The sequence below is a fragment of the Niallia sp. Man26 genome, from assembly GCF_022049065.2.
In the GTDB taxonomy this organism is placed as follows: Bacteria; Bacillota; Bacilli; order Bacillales; family Cytobacillaceae; genus Niallia.
The window spans coordinates 1,628,545-1,646,001 of sequence record NZ_CP095743.1 but is presented as its reverse complement, the minus strand read 5'-3'; the positions used below and the strand labels follow the sequence as shown (position 1 = coordinate 1,646,001).

19 protein-coding genes, 1 tRNA gene and 1 riboswitch are annotated in these 17,457 nt (G+C 39.8%); of the genes, 8 read left to right on the top strand and 12 right to left on the bottom strand.

Annotation, left to right across the window (positions count from 1 at the left end; translation table 11 throughout):
* Positions 1–25: 25 nt before the first annotated feature.
* Complete coding sequence (locus L8T27_RS08310) at positions 26–715, top strand: DsbA family protein (RefSeq protein WP_237941267.1); 690 nt, start codon at positions 26–28, stop codon at positions 713–715.
* 36 nt (positions 716–751) lie between these two features.
* Here L8T27_RS08310 and L8T27_RS08305 read toward each other — a convergent pair whose 3' ends face one another.
* Positions 752–1,408 (bottom strand): Type 1 glutamine amidotransferase-like domain-containing protein, encoded by a 657-nt coding sequence (locus tag L8T27_RS08305; RefSeq protein ID WP_233314192.1) that lies wholly within the window; start codon positions 1,406–1,408, stop codon positions 752–754.
* A 157-nt stretch (positions 1,409–1,565) separates the two neighbouring features.
* A complete protein-coding gene (locus tag L8T27_RS08300) occupies positions 1,566–2,285 on the bottom strand; it encodes a YebC/PmpR family DNA-binding transcriptional regulator (RefSeq protein ID WP_237941266.1) in 720 nt (239 codons plus the stop codon).
* A 287-nt stretch (positions 2,286–2,572) separates the two neighbouring features.
* Here L8T27_RS08300 and L8T27_RS08295 point away from each other — a divergent pair, with 287 nt between their 5' ends.
* Positions 2,573–2,947 (top strand): SET domain-containing protein, encoded by a 375-nt coding sequence (locus L8T27_RS08295; protein ID WP_233314198.1) that lies wholly within the window; start codon positions 2,573–2,575, stop codon positions 2,945–2,947.
* 42 nt (positions 2,948–2,989) lie between these two features.
* Here the strand turns inward: L8T27_RS08295 and L8T27_RS08290 are convergent, their stop codons facing one another.
* The 8 genes from L8T27_RS08290 to L8T27_RS08255 all read right to left on the bottom strand — a co-directional run bounded on the left by L8T27_RS08290 (position 2,990) and on the right by L8T27_RS08255 (position 11,613).
* Entirely contained in the window at positions 2,990–3,991 is a 1,002-nt protein-coding gene (locus L8T27_RS08290) for an LLM class flavin-dependent oxidoreductase (protein ID WP_233314199.1), read from the bottom strand.
* 129 nt (positions 3,992–4,120) lie between these two features.
* Positions 4,121–4,726: a YesL family protein gene (locus L8T27_RS08285; protein WP_233314200.1), complete on the bottom strand. Its 606-nt coding sequence runs from the start codon at positions 4,724–4,726 to the stop codon at positions 4,121–4,123.
* Between the two features lie 30 nt (positions 4,727–4,756).
* Positions 4,757–5,749 carry a LacI family DNA-binding transcriptional regulator gene (locus tag L8T27_RS08280; RefSeq protein ID WP_233314201.1) on the bottom strand — a complete coding sequence of 331 codons (993 nt, stop codon included), beginning with the start codon at positions 5,747–5,749 and terminating at the stop codon, positions 4,757–4,759.
* Between the two features lie 170 nt (positions 5,750–5,919).
* On the bottom strand, positions 5,920–6,822 hold the full coding sequence (locus tag L8T27_RS08275) for a carbohydrate ABC transporter permease (protein WP_237941265.1): 903 nt from the start codon (positions 6,820–6,822) through the stop codon (positions 5,920–5,922).
* 10 nt (positions 6,823–6,832) lie between these two features.
* Positions 6,833–7,687 (bottom strand): ABC transporter permease, encoded by an 855-nt coding sequence (locus L8T27_RS08270; RefSeq protein WP_233314768.1) that lies wholly within the window; start codon positions 7,685–7,687, stop codon positions 6,833–6,835.
* Positions 7,688–7,855: 168 nt separating this feature from the next.
* Positions 7,856–9,463: an extracellular solute-binding protein gene (locus L8T27_RS08265; RefSeq protein ID WP_233314203.1), complete on the bottom strand. Its 1,608-nt coding sequence runs from the start codon at positions 9,461–9,463 to the stop codon at positions 7,856–7,858.
* A gap of 553 nt (positions 9,464–10,016) precedes the next feature.
* Complete coding sequence (locus L8T27_RS08260; RefSeq protein ID WP_233314204.1) at positions 10,017–10,952, bottom strand: NAD(P)H-binding protein; 936 nt, start codon at positions 10,950–10,952, stop codon at positions 10,017–10,019.
* A gap of 82 nt (positions 10,953–11,034) precedes the next feature.
* Positions 11,035–11,613 (bottom strand): TetR/AcrR family transcriptional regulator, encoded by a 579-nt coding sequence (locus L8T27_RS08255; RefSeq protein WP_233314205.1) that lies wholly within the window; start codon positions 11,611–11,613, stop codon positions 11,035–11,037.
* A gap of 452 nt (positions 11,614–12,065) precedes the next feature.
* On the opposite strand from L8T27_RS08255, the gene L8T27_RS08250 reads away from it, so the two are divergent.
* The 4 genes from L8T27_RS08250 (at position 12,066) to L8T27_RS08235 (ending at position 15,041) form a co-directional block, all read left to right on the top strand.
* Positions 12,066–12,395, top strand: coding sequence for a YolD-like family protein (locus L8T27_RS08250; protein ID WP_233314206.1), 330 nt, complete (start codon positions 12,066–12,068; stop codon positions 12,393–12,395).
* A 66-nt stretch (positions 12,396–12,461) separates the two neighbouring features.
* Positions 12,462–13,679, top strand: a complete 1,218-nt coding sequence (locus L8T27_RS08245) for a Y-family DNA polymerase (RefSeq protein WP_245399960.1) — start codon at positions 12,462–12,464, stop codon at positions 13,677–13,679.
* Positions 13,680–13,746: 67 nt separating this feature from the next.
* A complete protein-coding gene (locus L8T27_RS08240; protein WP_237942275.1) occupies positions 13,747–14,484 on the top strand; it encodes an AAA family ATPase in 738 nt (245 codons plus the stop codon).
* 77 nt (positions 14,485–14,561) lie between these two features.
* Positions 14,562–15,041, top strand: a complete 480-nt coding sequence (locus tag L8T27_RS08235; protein WP_237941263.1) for a hypothetical protein — start codon at positions 14,562–14,564, stop codon at positions 15,039–15,041.
* Between the two features lie 126 nt (positions 15,042–15,167).
* A riboswitch (cyclic di-GMP riboswitch) is annotated at positions 15,168–15,250 on the top strand.
* 358 nt (positions 15,251–15,608) lie between these two features.
* On the opposite strand, the gene L8T27_RS08230 is transcribed toward L8T27_RS08235, so the two are convergent.
* On the bottom strand, positions 15,609–15,839 hold the full coding sequence (locus L8T27_RS08230) for a hypothetical protein (protein WP_233314210.1): 231 nt from the start codon (positions 15,837–15,839) through the stop codon (positions 15,609–15,611).
* A gap of 428 nt (positions 15,840–16,267) precedes the next feature.
* On the opposite strand from L8T27_RS08230, the gene sda reads away from it, so the two are divergent.
* Positions 16,268–16,456: a sporulation histidine kinase inhibitor Sda gene (gene sda / locus L8T27_RS08225; RefSeq protein ID WP_248574479.1), complete on the top strand. Its 189-nt coding sequence runs from the start codon at positions 16,268–16,270 to the stop codon at positions 16,454–16,456.
* Positions 16,457–16,532: 76 nt separating this feature from the next.
* Positions 16,533–16,622 (top strand) — tRNA-OTHER (locus L8T27_RS08220).
* 442 nt (positions 16,623–17,064) lie between these two features.
* Here the strand turns inward: L8T27_RS08220 and L8T27_RS08215 are convergent.
* Positions 17,065–17,439: a MurR/RpiR family transcriptional regulator gene (locus L8T27_RS08215; RefSeq protein ID WP_237941261.1), complete on the bottom strand. Its 375-nt coding sequence runs from the start codon at positions 17,437–17,439 to the stop codon at positions 17,065–17,067.
* Between the last annotated feature and the right edge of the window lie 18 nt (positions 17,440–17,457).

Here is a 17,457-nt window from a genome sequence, read left to right as displayed (position 1 = left end):
TTGGTAAATAAAAGGAGAAGTCATTGTGGCAAAAACGAAGAAAAAACAAAATAACATGCAATCTAAAAAAAACAAGCCTTCTAGTTTCATTTATTGGATCATCGGCATCGTTGTCGCATGTATCGCAGGGCTTATCATCTTAGCAAATTTGCCTGAAGAAGGCTTTGATTTTGATTATGACAATCAGCCTGTTATAGGTGAAGAATCAGCGAGCGTGAGCATCGTTGAATTTGGGGACTACCGCTGTCCTGTCTGCAAAAACTTTAACGAGTCCTTTTTCCCAGTTTTAAAGGAAAACTTGATCGACACTGGAAAAGCTAAATTCTATTACATGAACTATCCGTTTATTCATGCAGATTCTACGACTGCTGCCTTGTACGGCGAAACTGTTTTTAATGAACTTGGTGATGAGATATTCTGGAAATTCCATGATTCTGTCTACGCTAATCAGCCTGACAATGAAACAGTCGAAACGTATACGGAAGAATTCTTAACAGACCGTTTGAAGGATGCTGGTGTATCTGATGAAGACGCTACGAAAGTAACAGAGGCCTTCCAAAATGAAACATACAAAAGTTCTCTCCAAGATGATATGGATGATGTGAAAAGCTTGAACATTACTGGCACGCCATCCATTTATGTTAATGGAGTAAAATTTGAAGGCAACAGCTATGATGAATTATTGGAAATGGTCAATGAAGCAGCTGAAAAGTAAGAATCGTTAGAGAGTACATTCGTACTCTCTATTTTTTTATCCAGGCAGCTTCCTGCATTTGCCGTCTACCATTTGATAAACTCCCCTGCCTTCGGTTGTCGCCAATCTGCCATTATGAAAATACACCCCTGTGTTTTCATCGATTCCGTAATGAATAGAGGATGGATGCTTTGCTGCTAGTTGCTGTAAATGGCTTTCCTCATCCCACTCTGAAAAATGAACTGCTAAAAAAATATTTTCTAATAGTCCGATGCCCTTTCTTTCGACAAAGGCATTCTCTCTATTGTCTTTAGCTGATATGCTTGTTTGTTGTGGACTGATTAAAGCTCCTGCTGAAAATCCCGCAACTGGTACTCCTTGGTCATACACTGCTTTAATAGCGGCACCTATTGCTGTATCGACAATATAGTCTGCATAACGGTCAGTCTCTCCGCCGCACAGAATGATACCTCCGCTTTTTTTGATTTCTGCTACTGCTTGTTTCTCTTGAATAGTTGGCAGCGGAATATAGGAAAATCTGTCATGACCACTTGCTATTAGTCGCTTCGTATAGTTAGGCATAAAAGATTGCCAATCTTCCCGTTCTACTAAAATAATAGCAATCGGTCCCCCGCTAGTCAGCTCGATATACTTTTCAGCCAATTTGTCTGTAAAAGGCGGTCCGCTTCCGAAAGCAAAAAAATGACGGTTCACTATTTTCACTCTCCCTCTTAAAAGCCTGCTTAATGGTCTTAAATTTTTTGTATCTCTTTAGCGATAATGCCAGAAAGTTCAAATTGTTACATGCACTACTGCTGCATGCCGCAGCAATAAAAAAGCCTTTCTCTTATAACGAGAAAGGCTTAAGTTGTTATTCTCCTAAGTCAACATTGTGATAAACTTGGCGAACATCCTCTAAATCTTCTAGAGCATCTATCATTTTTTCAAATTTTGCCTGTGCTTCTTCATCAAGCGTTACATCACTTTGCGCAAGCATTGTTAATTCTGCTACAGTAAACTCTGTTACACCTGCAGTCTTAAATGCTTCTTGCACAGCATGGAATTGGTCTGGCTCTGCATAAACGATAACAGAGTCTTCTTCTGCAATAATGTCACGAACATCTACATCAGCTTCCATCAATAACTCTAATACTTCTTCTTCTGTTTTGTCCTCAACACCAATAACCGCTGTTGCGTCAAACATATAAGCAACAGATCCGCTCACACCCATGTTTCCGCCGTTTTTACCGAATGCGGCACGAACATCTGAAGCTGTTCTGTTTACATTGTTTGTAAGAGCATCAACGATTACCATCGATCCGTTCGGACCAAATCCTTCATAGCGAAGCTCATCATATGTTTCTTCTGATCCGCCCTTCGCTTTTTCAATGGCACGATCAATGATGTTTTTTGGTACACTATATGTTTTTGCGCGCTCTAGAACTACCTTTAACGCTTGGTTTGATTCTGGATCTGGCTCGCCTTGTTTTGCTGCTACATAAATTTCACGGCCGAACTTTGCATATATACGGCTAGTATTTGCATCTTTTGATGCTTTTTTCTCTTTAATGTTATTCCATTTACGACCCATTTTGAACACTCTCTTTCTGGTTTTTCCATCCATTATCTATTATAGATAACTTCTGGGCGGCACATCAATGCCTATAAGCGTTTTTTTAGTAAATTTCTTCTTTCAAGCAATGCTAAATCATTGCTAAGACGAATAATATTATACCGCAATTATAGAATTTGTTCATCTATCTGGACTAGGATTGTTCATTTTTGAATAAAATTACTCCACTACTTGCGTTCTTGATTTCTTTTAGCAGCAATAAATGGTACAGTTAAGTGACAACTGTAAAGGAGCAATAGACAATTATGATTGAAGTAAAAGTATCTCCATTAAGTGATGGGGAATTCAACAGAGGTGTTTTCGCTACGGAAAACATCAAAAAAGGTGAGCTAATCCATAAGGCTCCCGTCATTTCTTATCCGAATGAACAGCATGAGCATATTGAAAAAACACTGCTTGCCGATTATGCCTTTGAATATGGAATAAATCATACTGCGATATTACTTGGCTATGGCATGCTGTTTAACCATTCTTATGAACCAAATGCTATTTATGAAATTAATTTTGACGAGCATACATTTGATTTCTTTGCTTATAAGGATATTACAGCAGGAGAAGAAATATTAATTAATTATAATGGCGATGTGGATGATAAAGAACCGCTTTGGTTTAACAAGTAAAAAAAGCAAACCTTCATTAACTTGAAGGTCTGCTTTTTTTTATTAGCGTCCGTCCACGATTTCTTTAAAGATTTCGTAGGAGCGGATTTGCTTTTTAAGATCATACATGTAAGAAACGGCCATAATCTCATTAACATTATACTTCTCTTGGAAGCTTTCAAGCTGTTCCTTGACGGATTCTTTGCTGCCGATAAATGCCATGCTGGACATGGAGGTTGCCATTTCTCTTTCCATTTGGCTCCAGATTGCGTCCATGCTTTCCACAGGCGGGCTTAACGGTGTCCGTGTTCCTCTGACAACATTTAAGAAAAATTGCTGCATCGTTGTTGCTTCTTTTTTTGCTTCCTCGTCTGTTTCTGCAGCAATAACATTTAAACAAACCATCATATATGGTTCAGCTAAATAGGCAGATGGCTGGAATCTTCTTCTGTAAATGGAAATCGCTTCTTCCATCTGTCTTGGTGCAAAATGGGATGCAAATACATATGGCAATCCTAATTGTGCAGCAAGGTAGGCAGAATCAGTGGATGAACCAAGAATGTAAATTGGAATATTTTTATTTGCTCCTGGGTATGCGCGCACATAGCCTTGCTCTTCTTCAGGACCAAAATATGTCAGCAATGCCTGCACATCATCTGGGAAGGTATAGACAGAATCATGAGCGGACCTTCTTAATGCACTGGCTGTTTTCATATCAGTGCCCGGTGCCCGGCCAAGACCTAAGTCCAGTCTGTCTGGGTAAAGAACAGCCATTGTGCCAAACTGCTCTGCAACAACGAGCGGAGAATGGTTTGGTAGCATAATGCCCCCAGACCCAACTCTGATTTTCTTCGTGTGTTCTAATGTATGTTTAATTAAAAGAGACGTGGCAGAGCTCACTAATGTTGGCGAGTTATGATGCTCTGCGATCCAGTAGCGTGAATAGCCCATTTCTTCTGTTGCTTGTGCTAAATCAACCATTGCGTCAATTGCTTCTTTTTCTCCCTGCCCAAGGCGAATTGGCGCCAAGTTCAAGACAGAGACTGGTATATTTATGTTAGACATTGTAATAATCCTTTCTGACAATAGATTCTATATTATAGTAACAATTTCCCCAACTGAAAAAAACTTATTTGCTTATAACGCTTAAAATGCAAAAAAGAGAGAGTCACCTCTCCCCAAATAAACATTATGTTATGATAATATTTTCGTTTCATCCATCCTCGCAAACACTTTGTGGCATAAGCTGTAATGCAAGAGTGCGGCGGTGCTGAAGAGGATGATGCCTGTAAACGGAATATAAAAGAGAATAACACTGCATAAACCGAACATCGCCAGAATCAAGACAGTTATATGAATATTCATCATCGACAGCAGCAAGGAATTTCTTAAAGCCGCCTTTATCGGCAAGCGATAATGAGAAATCAGCGGAAAGATATAGAAAAATGTCGCTAAAAAGAGGAAGCTGACCAATAATACTGGAACGGTCATTACTATTTTCATAAAGGTAGCATCTTGGTTTAAATAAAAGAAGTTAAAAAACAAAATGCTTAGCAAAACGGCCATAATGGCACCAATCGAGATGCTTTGCTTGAAGTTCTCTTTAAAATAATGAAAATAATTGCGGACAACACTATTATCTTCGTTGACTTTCCACTGCCTGACGACACTGTACATAGCGCTCGTAGCCGGTGCGATTGTAATGATCGGGATGCAGGACAAAAGCCAGAAAAGATTGAGGATGAAGAGATTCGATAGTTTATCAATTACACCATAAAATTTACTGTCGATAATATTCATAGCAACAGCCTCTTTTCTTTGAATTTTGCTTTAGGTTGATTCTCCGGCGATAAATCTGTACGATAGCTCTGTTGTCTCTGTGCCTATGTAACTGCCATTTTCGATTTTATGAACAATGCTCTCGACTGCTTTATAACCGATATCCTCCACAGGATATTCAATCGTCGTGAGCGACGGTGTAATATATTTGAGCACATCAATATTATCAAAGCCCATTACTCCTACATCTTCAGGAATCTGGTAGCCTTTCTTTTTTAAGAAACGCATCACTTCTAGCGCGTATAAATCACAGGAGCAAACGATCGCTGTCTTGGCCTGACTGCGAAAATCAATTGTATCTAAGTCTGCAAGATAATCATTATGTCTAATAATTTCTGCTTCTGTCAGATTTTCCGCAGACAATGCCTCAAGGAAGCCTTGGAGGCGCTCTTCTTGTGTGTAAATATTAGTCAGCCCTGCGTATTTTAAAGGAGGCGAGATATACATAAACTGCTTATAGCCTTTACTGATAATGTGACTGACACCATTTCTCATCGCTGCCCGCTCTGGTATGCCGATATATTCCCAATCTGCCGACAGGTAATTAAAAATCGTAACAATCGGAATCGACAGTCCCTGCAGATACTCCTCGAACTCCTTACCTTTATTGACCGAGAAAAGGATGATACCGTCGACTTTATGATTGGCCAAATACTCAATGCATTGCTTTTCATTTTCCATATCCTTATCTGTGAGTGCTATGTATAAAAAATAACCGTATTGCCTTGCCCTCAGTTCGACTGCGTTTAACAGCTGTGCAAACGAGCGGTTGTACAAATCAAACAGCACTATCCCAAGTGTCATTGTCCGCCCCTTTACAAGGCTTCGCGCCGTGAAGTCTGGACGATATTTCAATTCCTTTGCTGCCTGTAACACCTTTTGCTTTGTTTTCTCTTTTATACCCGGACGATTGTTTAATGCCCGGTCCACAGTGCCTGAAGACACCCCGCAATGCTTGGCGATATCCTTGATAGTAACCCTCATAATGCCTCCATTTTATCTCCTTGCAGCCTAGGCATTCTGTTAGAAGGAATGCCTGGCATACTCGGAAACTATGCAAATAATTGTCTTTTATATCATTCTATTATACATATAATTCCATTACATTTCTCCTTATCTTTATTATTAGTGATCGTCATGAACAACTGCCTCTATCAGCCTTTCACAGAACCAATCATAACCCCTTTTTCAAAATATTTTTGAATAAATGGGTAGATAATTAAGATTGGCAGTGTGGACACGATTATGACACCATATTTAATCTGATCTGCATATTTCTGTGCATAGCCGCCGGCAGCACCGCCTGAGCCTGCTCCTTCGGCAAAGACCTGATTTGATAGGAGAATATCTCTTAAGACGATTTGGAGCGGCTGCAGACTATAATCTCTTATATAAATTAAGCCTGTGAAGAAATCATTCCAATGGCCAACCAAATAGTAAAGACCTACAACAGAAATAACTGCTTTTGAAAGCGGCAGCGCTATCTTCCCGAAAAACTGAAAATGTGTACAGCCATCCATTTGTGCTGCTTCAAACAGTTCTTTCGGCAGTGAGCTTTCAAAGAAGGTTCTTGTAATAATCAGGTTGAACACATTGACTGAAAACGGCAGGATGAATACCCACATATTGTTGATTAAACTTAGCTCCTTCATCAATAAGTATGTTGGGATAAGTCCGCCATTAAAGAACATCGTCACAACAAACACAAACATTAAAAAACGTCTTGCCTTGAAATCCTGCCGTGAGAGCACGTATGCTGCAGGCAATGTAAACAGGAGATTTACAAATGTTCCTACAACCGTATAGATAATCGTATTTTTATAGCCGATCCATATTCTTGAATCATTAAATATCTCTTGATAACCGAATAAGCTGAAGCCTTTCGGATATAGAGTCACTTGTCCTGTGGCAACTAAGGTTGAATCACTCACAGAGGCGATGACAACAAAATACAATGGATAAGCGACAAGTAAGAAGATAAATACACATAAAATCAAAATGATCGTATCAAAAGCGATATCACTCTTCGTTTTGCCTTTTGTGCTGAATAACTTCATGACTTCCCTCCTACCATAAGCTTATATTGGAAAATCTCTTGGCGATATAGTTCATGGCGATCAAGAATACGAAATTGATGAGCGTATTAAAAAGCCCAATCGCTGCTGAATAGCTGAACTGATTCGAGATAATCCCGATTTTGTATACATATGTCGCAATAACTTCCGAGACTGGGAGGTTAAGAGGGTTCTGCATTAAAAATATTTTCTCAAATCCGGTGTTAAGAATATTCCCCATACTTAAGATGAACAAGATAATCATGGTTGGCACAATCGCCGGCAAATCTACATATCTGATTGTCTGCCATCTGCTGGCTCCGTCGATTTTAGCAGAATCATAGAGCTGCGGATCAACACTTGCCAGGGCTGCTAAGTAAATGATGCTGTTCCAGCCTGCATGCTGCCAAATATCAGAAAGAACATATACAGGCACGAACGCCTTTTCAGAAGCGAGGAGGTTAATGTCCCAGCCGAAGGTCGCCAAAATATGGCCGACCACTCCAGAGTTTGGCGACAATAGCACATTAAGCAGGCCGACCATAACTACAAGGGAAATGAAGTGAGGCAAATAAACGGTCGTTTGAATTGCTTTCTTCCATCTTTTCCAAATTACTTGATTGATAATAAGAGCAAGAATAATCGGTGCAGGAAATCCAAGGATGATGGTCGCAAGACTGATTACAACAGTGTTTTTCATCAAGTCAGCAAACATGTAACTGTTGATAAATTCCTTGAAGTAATGAAGACCGACCCACTCACCGCCAGTGATTCCCTTCGTAAAGTCATATTCTCTGAATGCCAATTGCACGCCGTACATAGGGATATAATTAAAGATGAAAATGATGACTATAGCAGGCAGAATCATAATCCACAATTGGTAATCTCGCTTCAAGCTCTGCAAGATATTCCGTTTTTTTGTCGGCTTCGATTGGAAGCCTGGCGCTGCTTTTTTTGCTTCCGGATTAACTACGGCCACAAGCTGTACCTCCTTTATAGAAGGATGCAGTCTGCATCCTTCCTCTTTTATAGGTGATTATTGATTCTTTTTGTAGTCATCATAATATTTCTGCATGATTTCAAGATTTTCCGGCAAGCCTGTTTTTTCCACATTTTCTAAATAAGCGTCCCACTCTTTTTCAATTCCGCCTTTTGTAATCCATTGCGAATATTTCGCCATCGCTAGATTCATTAGGTTTGTATTGTTAAGACTTAGCTTGGAGTTGTCTTCTTTGCTGTATTTAATAAACATGCTAGGAAGAACATCATTTTCCACATCAATAGCATCAAGTGCCGGCTGCAGAGGCTCTGTTTGCTTGCCGACTGACTGCATATCTGTGCCAAGCTCCAGCTTAATATCATCTGCCACATACATTGGTCCGTTGTCTGCCCATGTTGTTGTCCATTTCCAAGTGCCTGGATCCATGTTCGCATCCTTAGGCGGCAAAACTTTGTAGCTTCCGTCTGCATTTTCCTCAATATTAGTTCCGAGTGAACCGAACAGAACCTGCATGCTCACTTTAGGATCGTACAGCTCATTAATAAATTTCAATGCAGCTTCTTTATTCTTCGACTGGGAAGATAAAGTAATCATGTTAACACCGTAATTAAGACCGTTATAGTCGTAATCCCATGACACTTGCTCATTAGCATCTGCTGTTACCTGCAATGGCGCCATAGAAGCATACTGTGGTGCCAGCTCATTTCCGAATCTGTCTGTCACTTCCCAGCCAAACGTATATCCAACTCTAGCTGTCTCTTTATCGCCTCGGGCAACAGATTGGTATTTCGTATAGTCTTGTGTGAATACTTCTTTGTTGATTAAGCCTTCTGCATAGCATTTATGCAAAAACTCAACAAGCTCCCTATAGCGCTCGTCTGTCAGGAAGTTCTTCACTTTGCCGTCTTCTGCATAGTAGCCTGCACCGCTGGCATCTGTCAGTGTAATGCCAAAGCTTCCTAAGAGGACTGTCGGCTGAAAGAATCCAAATCCAGTTGTACCTGTAGGTGAAAAGTCTAACGGGATTTCATCGTTTTTGTCGCCATTACCGTTCGCATCTTCATCTTTGAATGCTTTTAGGACTATATATAATTCATCCCAATTTGTCGGCATTTCCAAGCCGAGATTATCGAGCCAATCTTGGTTGATGAATTGCCTTGTCGCAGTTCCCGGCCAGAATCGCTGATATTTTGGAAGTCCGTAAATTTGCCCGTCAAGCTGTGTCGCTATCGCTTTTGTTTCCGGCTTTGCATCAAACATTGCCTTTACGTTCGGCAGACTGGAGTCAACGTCATCAGATAAGTCCTCAAACAATCCTGGAAATTGAACATAATCAGCGTCTGTAATTGCATTAGGACCGATGATCAAGTCGGGTACATCACCGCCGGCAAGCAGTGCGCCCTTCTTCTGATCCCAATCTGCTGTTACTTCCTGCCATTTAATATCAATACCGAGGCGTTCTTCAACATCTTGAAGCCATTCAATTTTATTCACATCCTGTGTTAATGGATGCTTTGTTATAAGTGCTGTAAGCTGCGGCTTCCCATCCTTTGTGACGGCTGCTTCTTCCTCTTTGTTTGAACAGCCTGCTAAAACAAGAGCGGCAAGTGATGCTGCAAGAAAACCATACCCTAATCTTTTCATCTTGTTTTCCCCCACTAATAAATTTTTTGGCGTTTGAACAAACAGCTAAAGCGGTTCTATGTTTTACCTCCTTTTTTAAGATTAATATTTATATGTAAAATGTGAACGTACACGAAAAACCATGTCCATTCTACATATACAATCACCAGTGCTAATAACATACTTTCAAAAAAAATGATAGGTAACAGAGAACGTGAATAAAGTGAAGGTTAAAATTGTGAACGTACACGAATTGAAAAAAGAGAAGAGGCATGAACTTACATGAGACTAAGATGAGTAATTTCTTGTGGGTAAGGGCTTTATGTTGAGTTAATGATAACGCTTTCTTTTTTGAGCGTCAATATGCTTTTATCGCAATCTTTCCGCCATTTTCCCAGCAAATCTGGCAAAAAAACACTGACTTGCTACTAAATGTTTACAATTATCTGGTGCTCTGCCTTTATTTCTTGTCGAAGTTTCAAAGAAAGAGCCATTTTTTGTGGTATTAAACTTATAAAAAAGGGACTGCAAAAAAAGCTGTGCGAAAAACTCTTTTTAGCCCCTTTCTAGCTTGTTAACGATTGCTTTTCATGTAGTCCAACGTTATTTTTATGCCCTGTTTGTAAGAGGTTCTCGCAAGCGGGCCAATTTGTTCTTCATATTTTTTACCGCTTAATAGTACTGGCTGTTCGTACAGATACATCATTTCAATCAATTCCTTCATGAACGGATTAAACAAAGCCATGAACTTAATCATTGTTTTTGATACAGTTCTAAAATTTTTGCTGTAATTCCATTCCGTTTGTAGGAGTTCTTTCATTTCATTGCCTGTTATTGGGGACACGCCGGGAATATTCCAATTCTGATTGTAAGCATTCTCCCGTAAGGCAAGCTCTATCATTGCCTTTGCCCCGTCTTCTGTAAACAGAAATTCCTTTGCTAGTGAAGGAGAGCCGATAAAATTGGCGGTTTTATTTAAGGCAACGTTTTTTAATGTTTCATTAAGCACTGTATTTCCCGCATTTGGTCCGTAGAAATCCGGCATATGAACGATCAGATATGGCACACCGCTCGTCTTGATTACATTCTCCATCTCCAGACGAATACTGCCTTTTTTCGTATGCGGTTCTTTTTTCGCAGCCTCATCTATCGGACTGTCTGTTTGCCTGCCGTAAGCGTAGATGTTATCAACAAGTGCAAATTTAGCTTCTTGACCTTTTGCTGCTCTCAGCATGTTTTTTAGTGCGAGCGGATGTGTCGTCTCCCATTCTTGATAAGGGAAGCTAATAGCATGGAACAACACATCAGCACCGTCTGCTGCATGAATGATATCTTTCTCCAATAAAGCATCCCCTGCTCGCACCGCTACACCTGGCATATTGTTAAATAGTTCTTTAAGCTTTTGCTCGCCTCTGGCAAAGGCAATTACTTCAATATTTCTGCGTCTAAGCTCTTGTACGAGTGCATACCCCATTCCACCTGTTGCTCCTGCTACTAACGCTTTTTTCATGCCCTTCTCTCCCTTAACCGTTTTATTAACCACTGGTCAATTAAAAGTAAAAAAATTGTTTTAGCTCATGGAAGAGCTAAAACTATGCATGACTTTCCAATCCTTGTATAAGGAATTGCACATGATATTCTGCAGCCGTTTTTGCTTCTGCAAATCCACCGACAACACCGTGATAATGGGAAACAAAGCCATGAAGTGACAAAAATGCAGACCAGATCCCGCTCAACTTTAGCCTGTTGGCTGAAAGAGCTTGAATAGCCTTAGCAAACTTTTCATAAGAAAGATTGGCAGCTTCCCGTGATAAACTGTCCACTTCCCTCTCCCGCTGCATAAACATCATTTCATATTGACTTTGATTGTCGAGGCCAAATTCAATAAATCTGAGCATCAGCTTGTGCAGCTTTTTCATATCTTGTTCCTTTCCATGTAACGTTTCCTCAATAAGCTGATTTAATACAGCAAACCCTTCATCGACTATTGCATAAAAAAGCGCTGCCTTATTTTTAAAATGATAGTAGATAGCACCGTGACTGCAGGCAAGCTCCTTTGCAATGCTGCGCATGGAAACTTCTTGATAACCTTTTTCCACAAACAGACTCCTTGCCTTTTGCACGATAATATCCCTCGTTAATTCTTGTGTTCCTGCTTTTCTGGGCGACATATGCTGCTCCTTTTATTGACCATCGGTTAATAAGATTATAACACATCTTCCTGTTTTTACAATAATCGGTAAAAAAATATATTGCTGGCTTTTCACCTCTGCTGTACGAATTTCCACCTGTTTAACATCGGAAGCGGCACGGAAAGCACGCTTCAGCTTTTCTAATAGCAATTGGCGTGAATTACTGGCTTATCCATTCCTTCGTTTTCCATTTGACAAACAATTGCTTATTTATAGAAGTTAACTTCCTTTTTTGAAACCTTTGCTGCAAACTTTTTTGATGCTGTCTTTTATTAGTCATTGAATGCGTAAAATTATTTTCAAGCTGCTTCCTTCCTTTTCCAGCATGATTTCTGCTGCTTTCCTAATATTACATGTAAGACTTTTTTAGAAGCCTTCTTGATTACGAACGTTTGTTCTGATATATTAAACACTATAAGGAGATGATTTTCATGATACGAGACAGAGGGGCGATTAAATGGACAGCAATGATGCTGCCAGAGCATGTCCAAAGCGTTAAAGAAGCGCTGGCAGAAGATAAGAAACTAACCCAGCCTATCCTTGACGAGGACCAGATCCGCGAAATGGAGCTGCTTATCCTTGAAAGCATGGAACACGGCTGGAGCCTTCATTGTGAGGTTTTCAAAAATGGTGAAATCCGGCATGTCAGCGGCCATGTCGTATATATTGATCATCTGAAACAGGAAATTCGCATACAGGATGATTCAGACAATATTCATCCGATTCCTTTCCGCAGCTTAGTAAACATTCAAAAAGATTAAAAAAGGAGATGCTTTCGTGTGTTTGATTATACTCAATTTCCAAACCGCTCGATTCTGTGCGTGGATATGAAAAGCTTTTACGCAAGCATTATCGCCGTTCATGAAGGCTTGGACCCCCTCACCTGCCATCTTGCAGTTGTCGGCAATACAGATCGCACAGGCAGTGTCGTCCTCGCAGCATCTCCTGCCATGAAACGAGATTTCAAAATTAAAACCGGCTCCAGGCTTTTCGAGATACCTGACGATCCAAAAATTAAAATTTTTAATCCGCGCATGGGCTTGTTTGTCCGTGTATCAACAGAGATTACGAAGCTGTTCTTCCGATATGTTCCGCCATCAGCCGTTCATACATACTCTGTGGACGAAAGCTTTCTGGATGTAACCGGCCTTGAGAAAATTTGGGGCACACCAGAGGAAATAGCGAGGCAAATCCAGCAGGATATCCTTTTAGATTTCGGCTTGCCGTCAACGATTGGCATCGGCCCTAACATGCTGATGGCAAAGCTTTGCCTTGATTTGTCTGCAAAAAAGACAGCGAACGGCATTGCAAGCTGGACGTATGAAGACATTCCAGAAAAGCTGTGGCCTGTTTCCCCGCTCCGGGAAATGTGGGGCATTGGCAGCCGTGTGGAAAAAACACTGCACAGTATGGGGATATTTTCTGTCGGTCAGCTTGCCCGCTATGATTTGGCCTTGTTGGAGAAAAAATTTGGCATAATGGGCAATCAGCTCTACCACCATGCTTGGGGAATTGATTTATCCGAAGTCGGTGCACCGATTATGCAGGGCCAGATCAGCTACGGAAAAAGCCAAGTTCTGCTGCGCGACTATAAGGATGAGAGCGAAATTAAATCGGTCATTCTGGAAATATGTGAAGAGGTGGCAAAAAGAGCGAGGGCACACCACCATGCAGGAAGAACTATCAGCTTTAGCCTGGCCTACAGCAAAGAGGAGTTCGGCGGCGGATTCCATCGGTCGCGGACAATTGACAAGCCGACTAATATCACGATGGATATATACCGTGTCTGCTTGGAGCTGATGCGGGAGAACTATAATGGCCAGACTGTGCGGCAAATCTCCCTTTCTCTCGGAAAGCTCGAGAAGGATACAGAGGTTCAGCTCGATTTATTTGATACAAACAGCTGGAAAAAGAGAAAAATCGGCTATGTGGTTGACAGTATCCGCAACCGTTACGGTCCTGCCTCCCTGCTGCGTGCTGTTTCCTACACCTCTGGCGGGACTGCCAAACATCGAGCCAAGCTTCTTGGCGGCCATATAAAATAAAGGAATTGCCTGTTCGCTTAGCGAAAATAACAAAATGGCAAAGTCTTTAAAAGGAGGTACCCTTGCTATGTTCCTAAAAAAAATCTCACTTCTGGCAGACAGCATGCCAAAAAGCAGCTATCCCTTTTCCATCCCAGCCCTTAAAAATTTACGGGAATTGGAATTAACCAATAAAGTAACCTTCTTTATCGGCGAGAATGGCTCAGGCAAATCGACATTGCTCGAAGCGATCGCCGATAAATGCGGCTTTCATACAGCAGGAGGCGGGAAAAACAATTATTATGAAGTGCATTCTGCTAACTCTGATTTAGGTGACTATATTCGGTTATCTTGGATGCCTAAAATTACAAACGGCTTTTTTCTGCGCGCTGAATCCTTTTACCATTTCGCGACATATCAAGATGAACTGGAAAGTGACAAATTAACGCGTACTAACTACCGGGCTTACGGCGGCAAATCTTTGCTTGAGCAATCACATGGCGAATCCTTTTTAGCTCTTTTTCAAAACCGCTTTAACGGGCAGGCCATCTATTTACTCGATGAGCCCGAAGCTGCGCTTTCACCGCAAAGACAATTAGCCTTTATCCGTATTCTTTATGATTTGGCTGAGTATGAAGATTGTCAGTTTATCATTGCTACACACTCCCCTATCCTGCTTGGATACCCAAACGCATCCATCCTAAGCTTCGACGATGGCGAAATAAAAGAAATACAGTATGAAGACACAGACCATTACCAGTTAACAAAGTATTTTTTACAGCACAGAGAAAGGATGCTAAGTGAACTGCTCAAAGACGATGAATAATCATCAAAACCTCTAATGGATATTCTTCTAGAAATAGGAAAATATAAGAATATCTTCATCTACACAAGGAGTCATTTATGATTGGTATGCTAGCTGCCATTATTCTTTTTAATGCTGTCGTCTATTTTATAAAAAAGCGTTTAACCTGGAACCAAATTTTGCATATATGGATGTTTACCATCGTGTTCCAGTTGATTTTTGATGTATATATTGATTTGAAATACCATGCCTATTGGTATTTGTCAAAAGGGATTGACTGGCTGGCAATTCCCCAGCTATTTTTATTGGTGCCTCCTGTTAATATTATTTTTTTGAATTATTATCCATTCAAAAAAAAGCTAAAATCAAAAGCTGTTTACATTGCAGTTTGGGTTTGTGCCATAGTCTTGTATGAACTAATGACATTGCTGCCAGAGCCTTGGGGCTATTTTCATTATGGCTGGTGGAAGATATGGTACTCCATTTTGTTAGATCCTTTTCTGCTCATCATCGTAGTCAAATACTACAAATTTATTTGCCGTTTGGAAGCAAAAGCAGAAAAACATGCACCAACTTAAAAATGAGTATAATTTCTCAGTTGAAGAAAAAAAACATTTACAAAAAATTAATATGTGATAAAAGTCACCCCTTAGGAATCCAGGAGCTGCATGCGTTTTCCTTGACATTTCTTCGTATAATGATAGAATCGACTTGGGCAAATTTTACGAAAGTAAAAGACGCAAAGCCACGGGCCTAAAGCAAAAGCAATGGCAGCCGGGTTGCAGATAAAGAATGTGAGGCCGCGAAAATTAAGGATAGAAATCCCTGATTACGCAGCCTATTAAAGAACGACACTTCCTGTCTAATTTGCCTTAATAAATTAGAAAAGAGGAGAAGTATGTTTTATCCAACTGTTCTTAATGAAAAAACCAGCCTTCGACATATCGTGAAAGATAGGCAGTATTGCATGTGCGGTTCTAAGTATAATCCATATGCAACACTTGAAAAACGTGATTTTAAACGGATTGAATTTAAGCAGGAGCATGAAATTTCTTGCCCTAGCTGTAAAAGAATGTCTCATTAAGTGTAAAAAGGGAGCTGATGTCAGCTCCCTTTTCCTAATTTATGCAAAAAAAAAGAGCATCTTAACGAATGCCCATAACGCTTATATACTCTCTAAAAAAAACGCGTAAATCCTTTTCCTCATTGTGCAGTTCATAACTTTCCAATCTCAGTTTGGCTAATTCTTGCTGCAGGCTCTTGTTGGTTGAATCATGCTGGAGCTGTTTTATAATTAAAATCGACTTGGCCTTTGTTTCAAATTGGGCTTTAGCCAATAACTTCATTTCGTTGATAAAAGAGTCTTCTTTTAACATTTAAACACCTCCTATATATTCACTTCGACATTTGCTATTCATTTCCTTTTTTTTTCGCAAAAGTATCTTTTTTTCTTCCATCATTTTTTAGTACTTTAAACCCATAACATTTTTTTGTAATACAGGAAAAAAATACCTTAGCAACTACTTTCATAAGAGCTACAATAAAAATACAAACATAGACATGCTTAAAATATTTTTAAGGAGGATTTCTATGATTAAATCTTTTATTTGCTATATGCGCAGGTATCACAAATTCGACTATTATAATGATAGATGCAAAACTTGCGGAAAACTTAGAAAGCATCCTTAAAAATACAGAGCCTTTATAAGCTCTTTTTTTTTACAAAAAATTAGTAGAAAACAATGTTTAGTGGGGCCGGCGCTAGGGAAAAATGGGATAAATGATACTTATGAGAGGTGTTAATATGTCTTCCTTGAGACTCTTAAGTAATCAATCCTTGCTTCTCGCCTATCGGCATGCCCTTCGTTTACAGCTTGATCCAGCATTTACAATAATGCTTAAACAGGAAATAAAAAGGCGAAGACTTATCCGTATCGTCTATAAAGAAAACGAGAAATTTCTCTCTGAGCAACCTAAAAAAGGGAAAATCTAAGAAGCAGGAATTGGTGAAATGAATCAAGCTTTTAAAAAAAGAATAAAATTACGAAAATCAGCCCATACTATAAACAGGACTTGTAGCTCAACGGATAGAGCGACCAGGTTGTTCTAACATGAGAACAGCTTAGCGTATTTTGCGGGTTCAAATCCCGCCAAGTCCTATTTCCCTCCAATATACTCTCCACACTCCTATAGGTGATACAATGTCTATTCCTTAGTACTAACCAGTATTTTCCAAACAACAAAGCGCTGTCAGTGGTGGATAATTAAAGAAAATATCGCCATTTTGACTGGCTATCCTTGTCGGCACAGTTTTTACCTTCTATTTTACATATAAAAATTGTCTCTTTACTTAGTGACAAACTTAATTGTCGGTGCTGGACTTTTTTTGCTTTAAGCAAAAGGTATGAACACTTTATCAATTGGTGAATATTCTTTCATTTGGTGTACATGTCATGACGACTGTAGTCGCTGTTCTAATTTATCTTTACCAAAGATGGCAAGGTGAAAGAACGGAAAGAAAACGCCTCCTAAACGAGGCGTTTTTTTTGTGTATTTCCTACGATTGCGCCATTGCCCGGGAAATCTGCAAGACTTTTCAGATTATTTTTCTATTAATACAGTTTTAGCTTGGTTAGAACGGATAGAGAGAGAGAAACTATTCCGCGCCAGTTTTCCAAGCAACTCTGCATCAAGAAGATCATATGTCTTTTTTATAAAAGCGAATGAAAGATGCTCCTCTGACTGTGCCGCTTGCAGCTCATCCTTCATGCTGTTTTTCATATGAGAAAAGCTGTCATAGCCAAGCTTTTTAGATAACCGTGTAATCGTATTAGGAACAGTGTACAAAGCAGCTGCAGAGGTTTGAATTGAATGATGGATAAAATCTTTTTTATGCTGAAGAATATACTCTATTATTTGGTCATCCGTATCATTAAGCTTATACTCAAACATATGTACTCGCTCTTCAAAGTTCATCTAAACTCACACCTAATG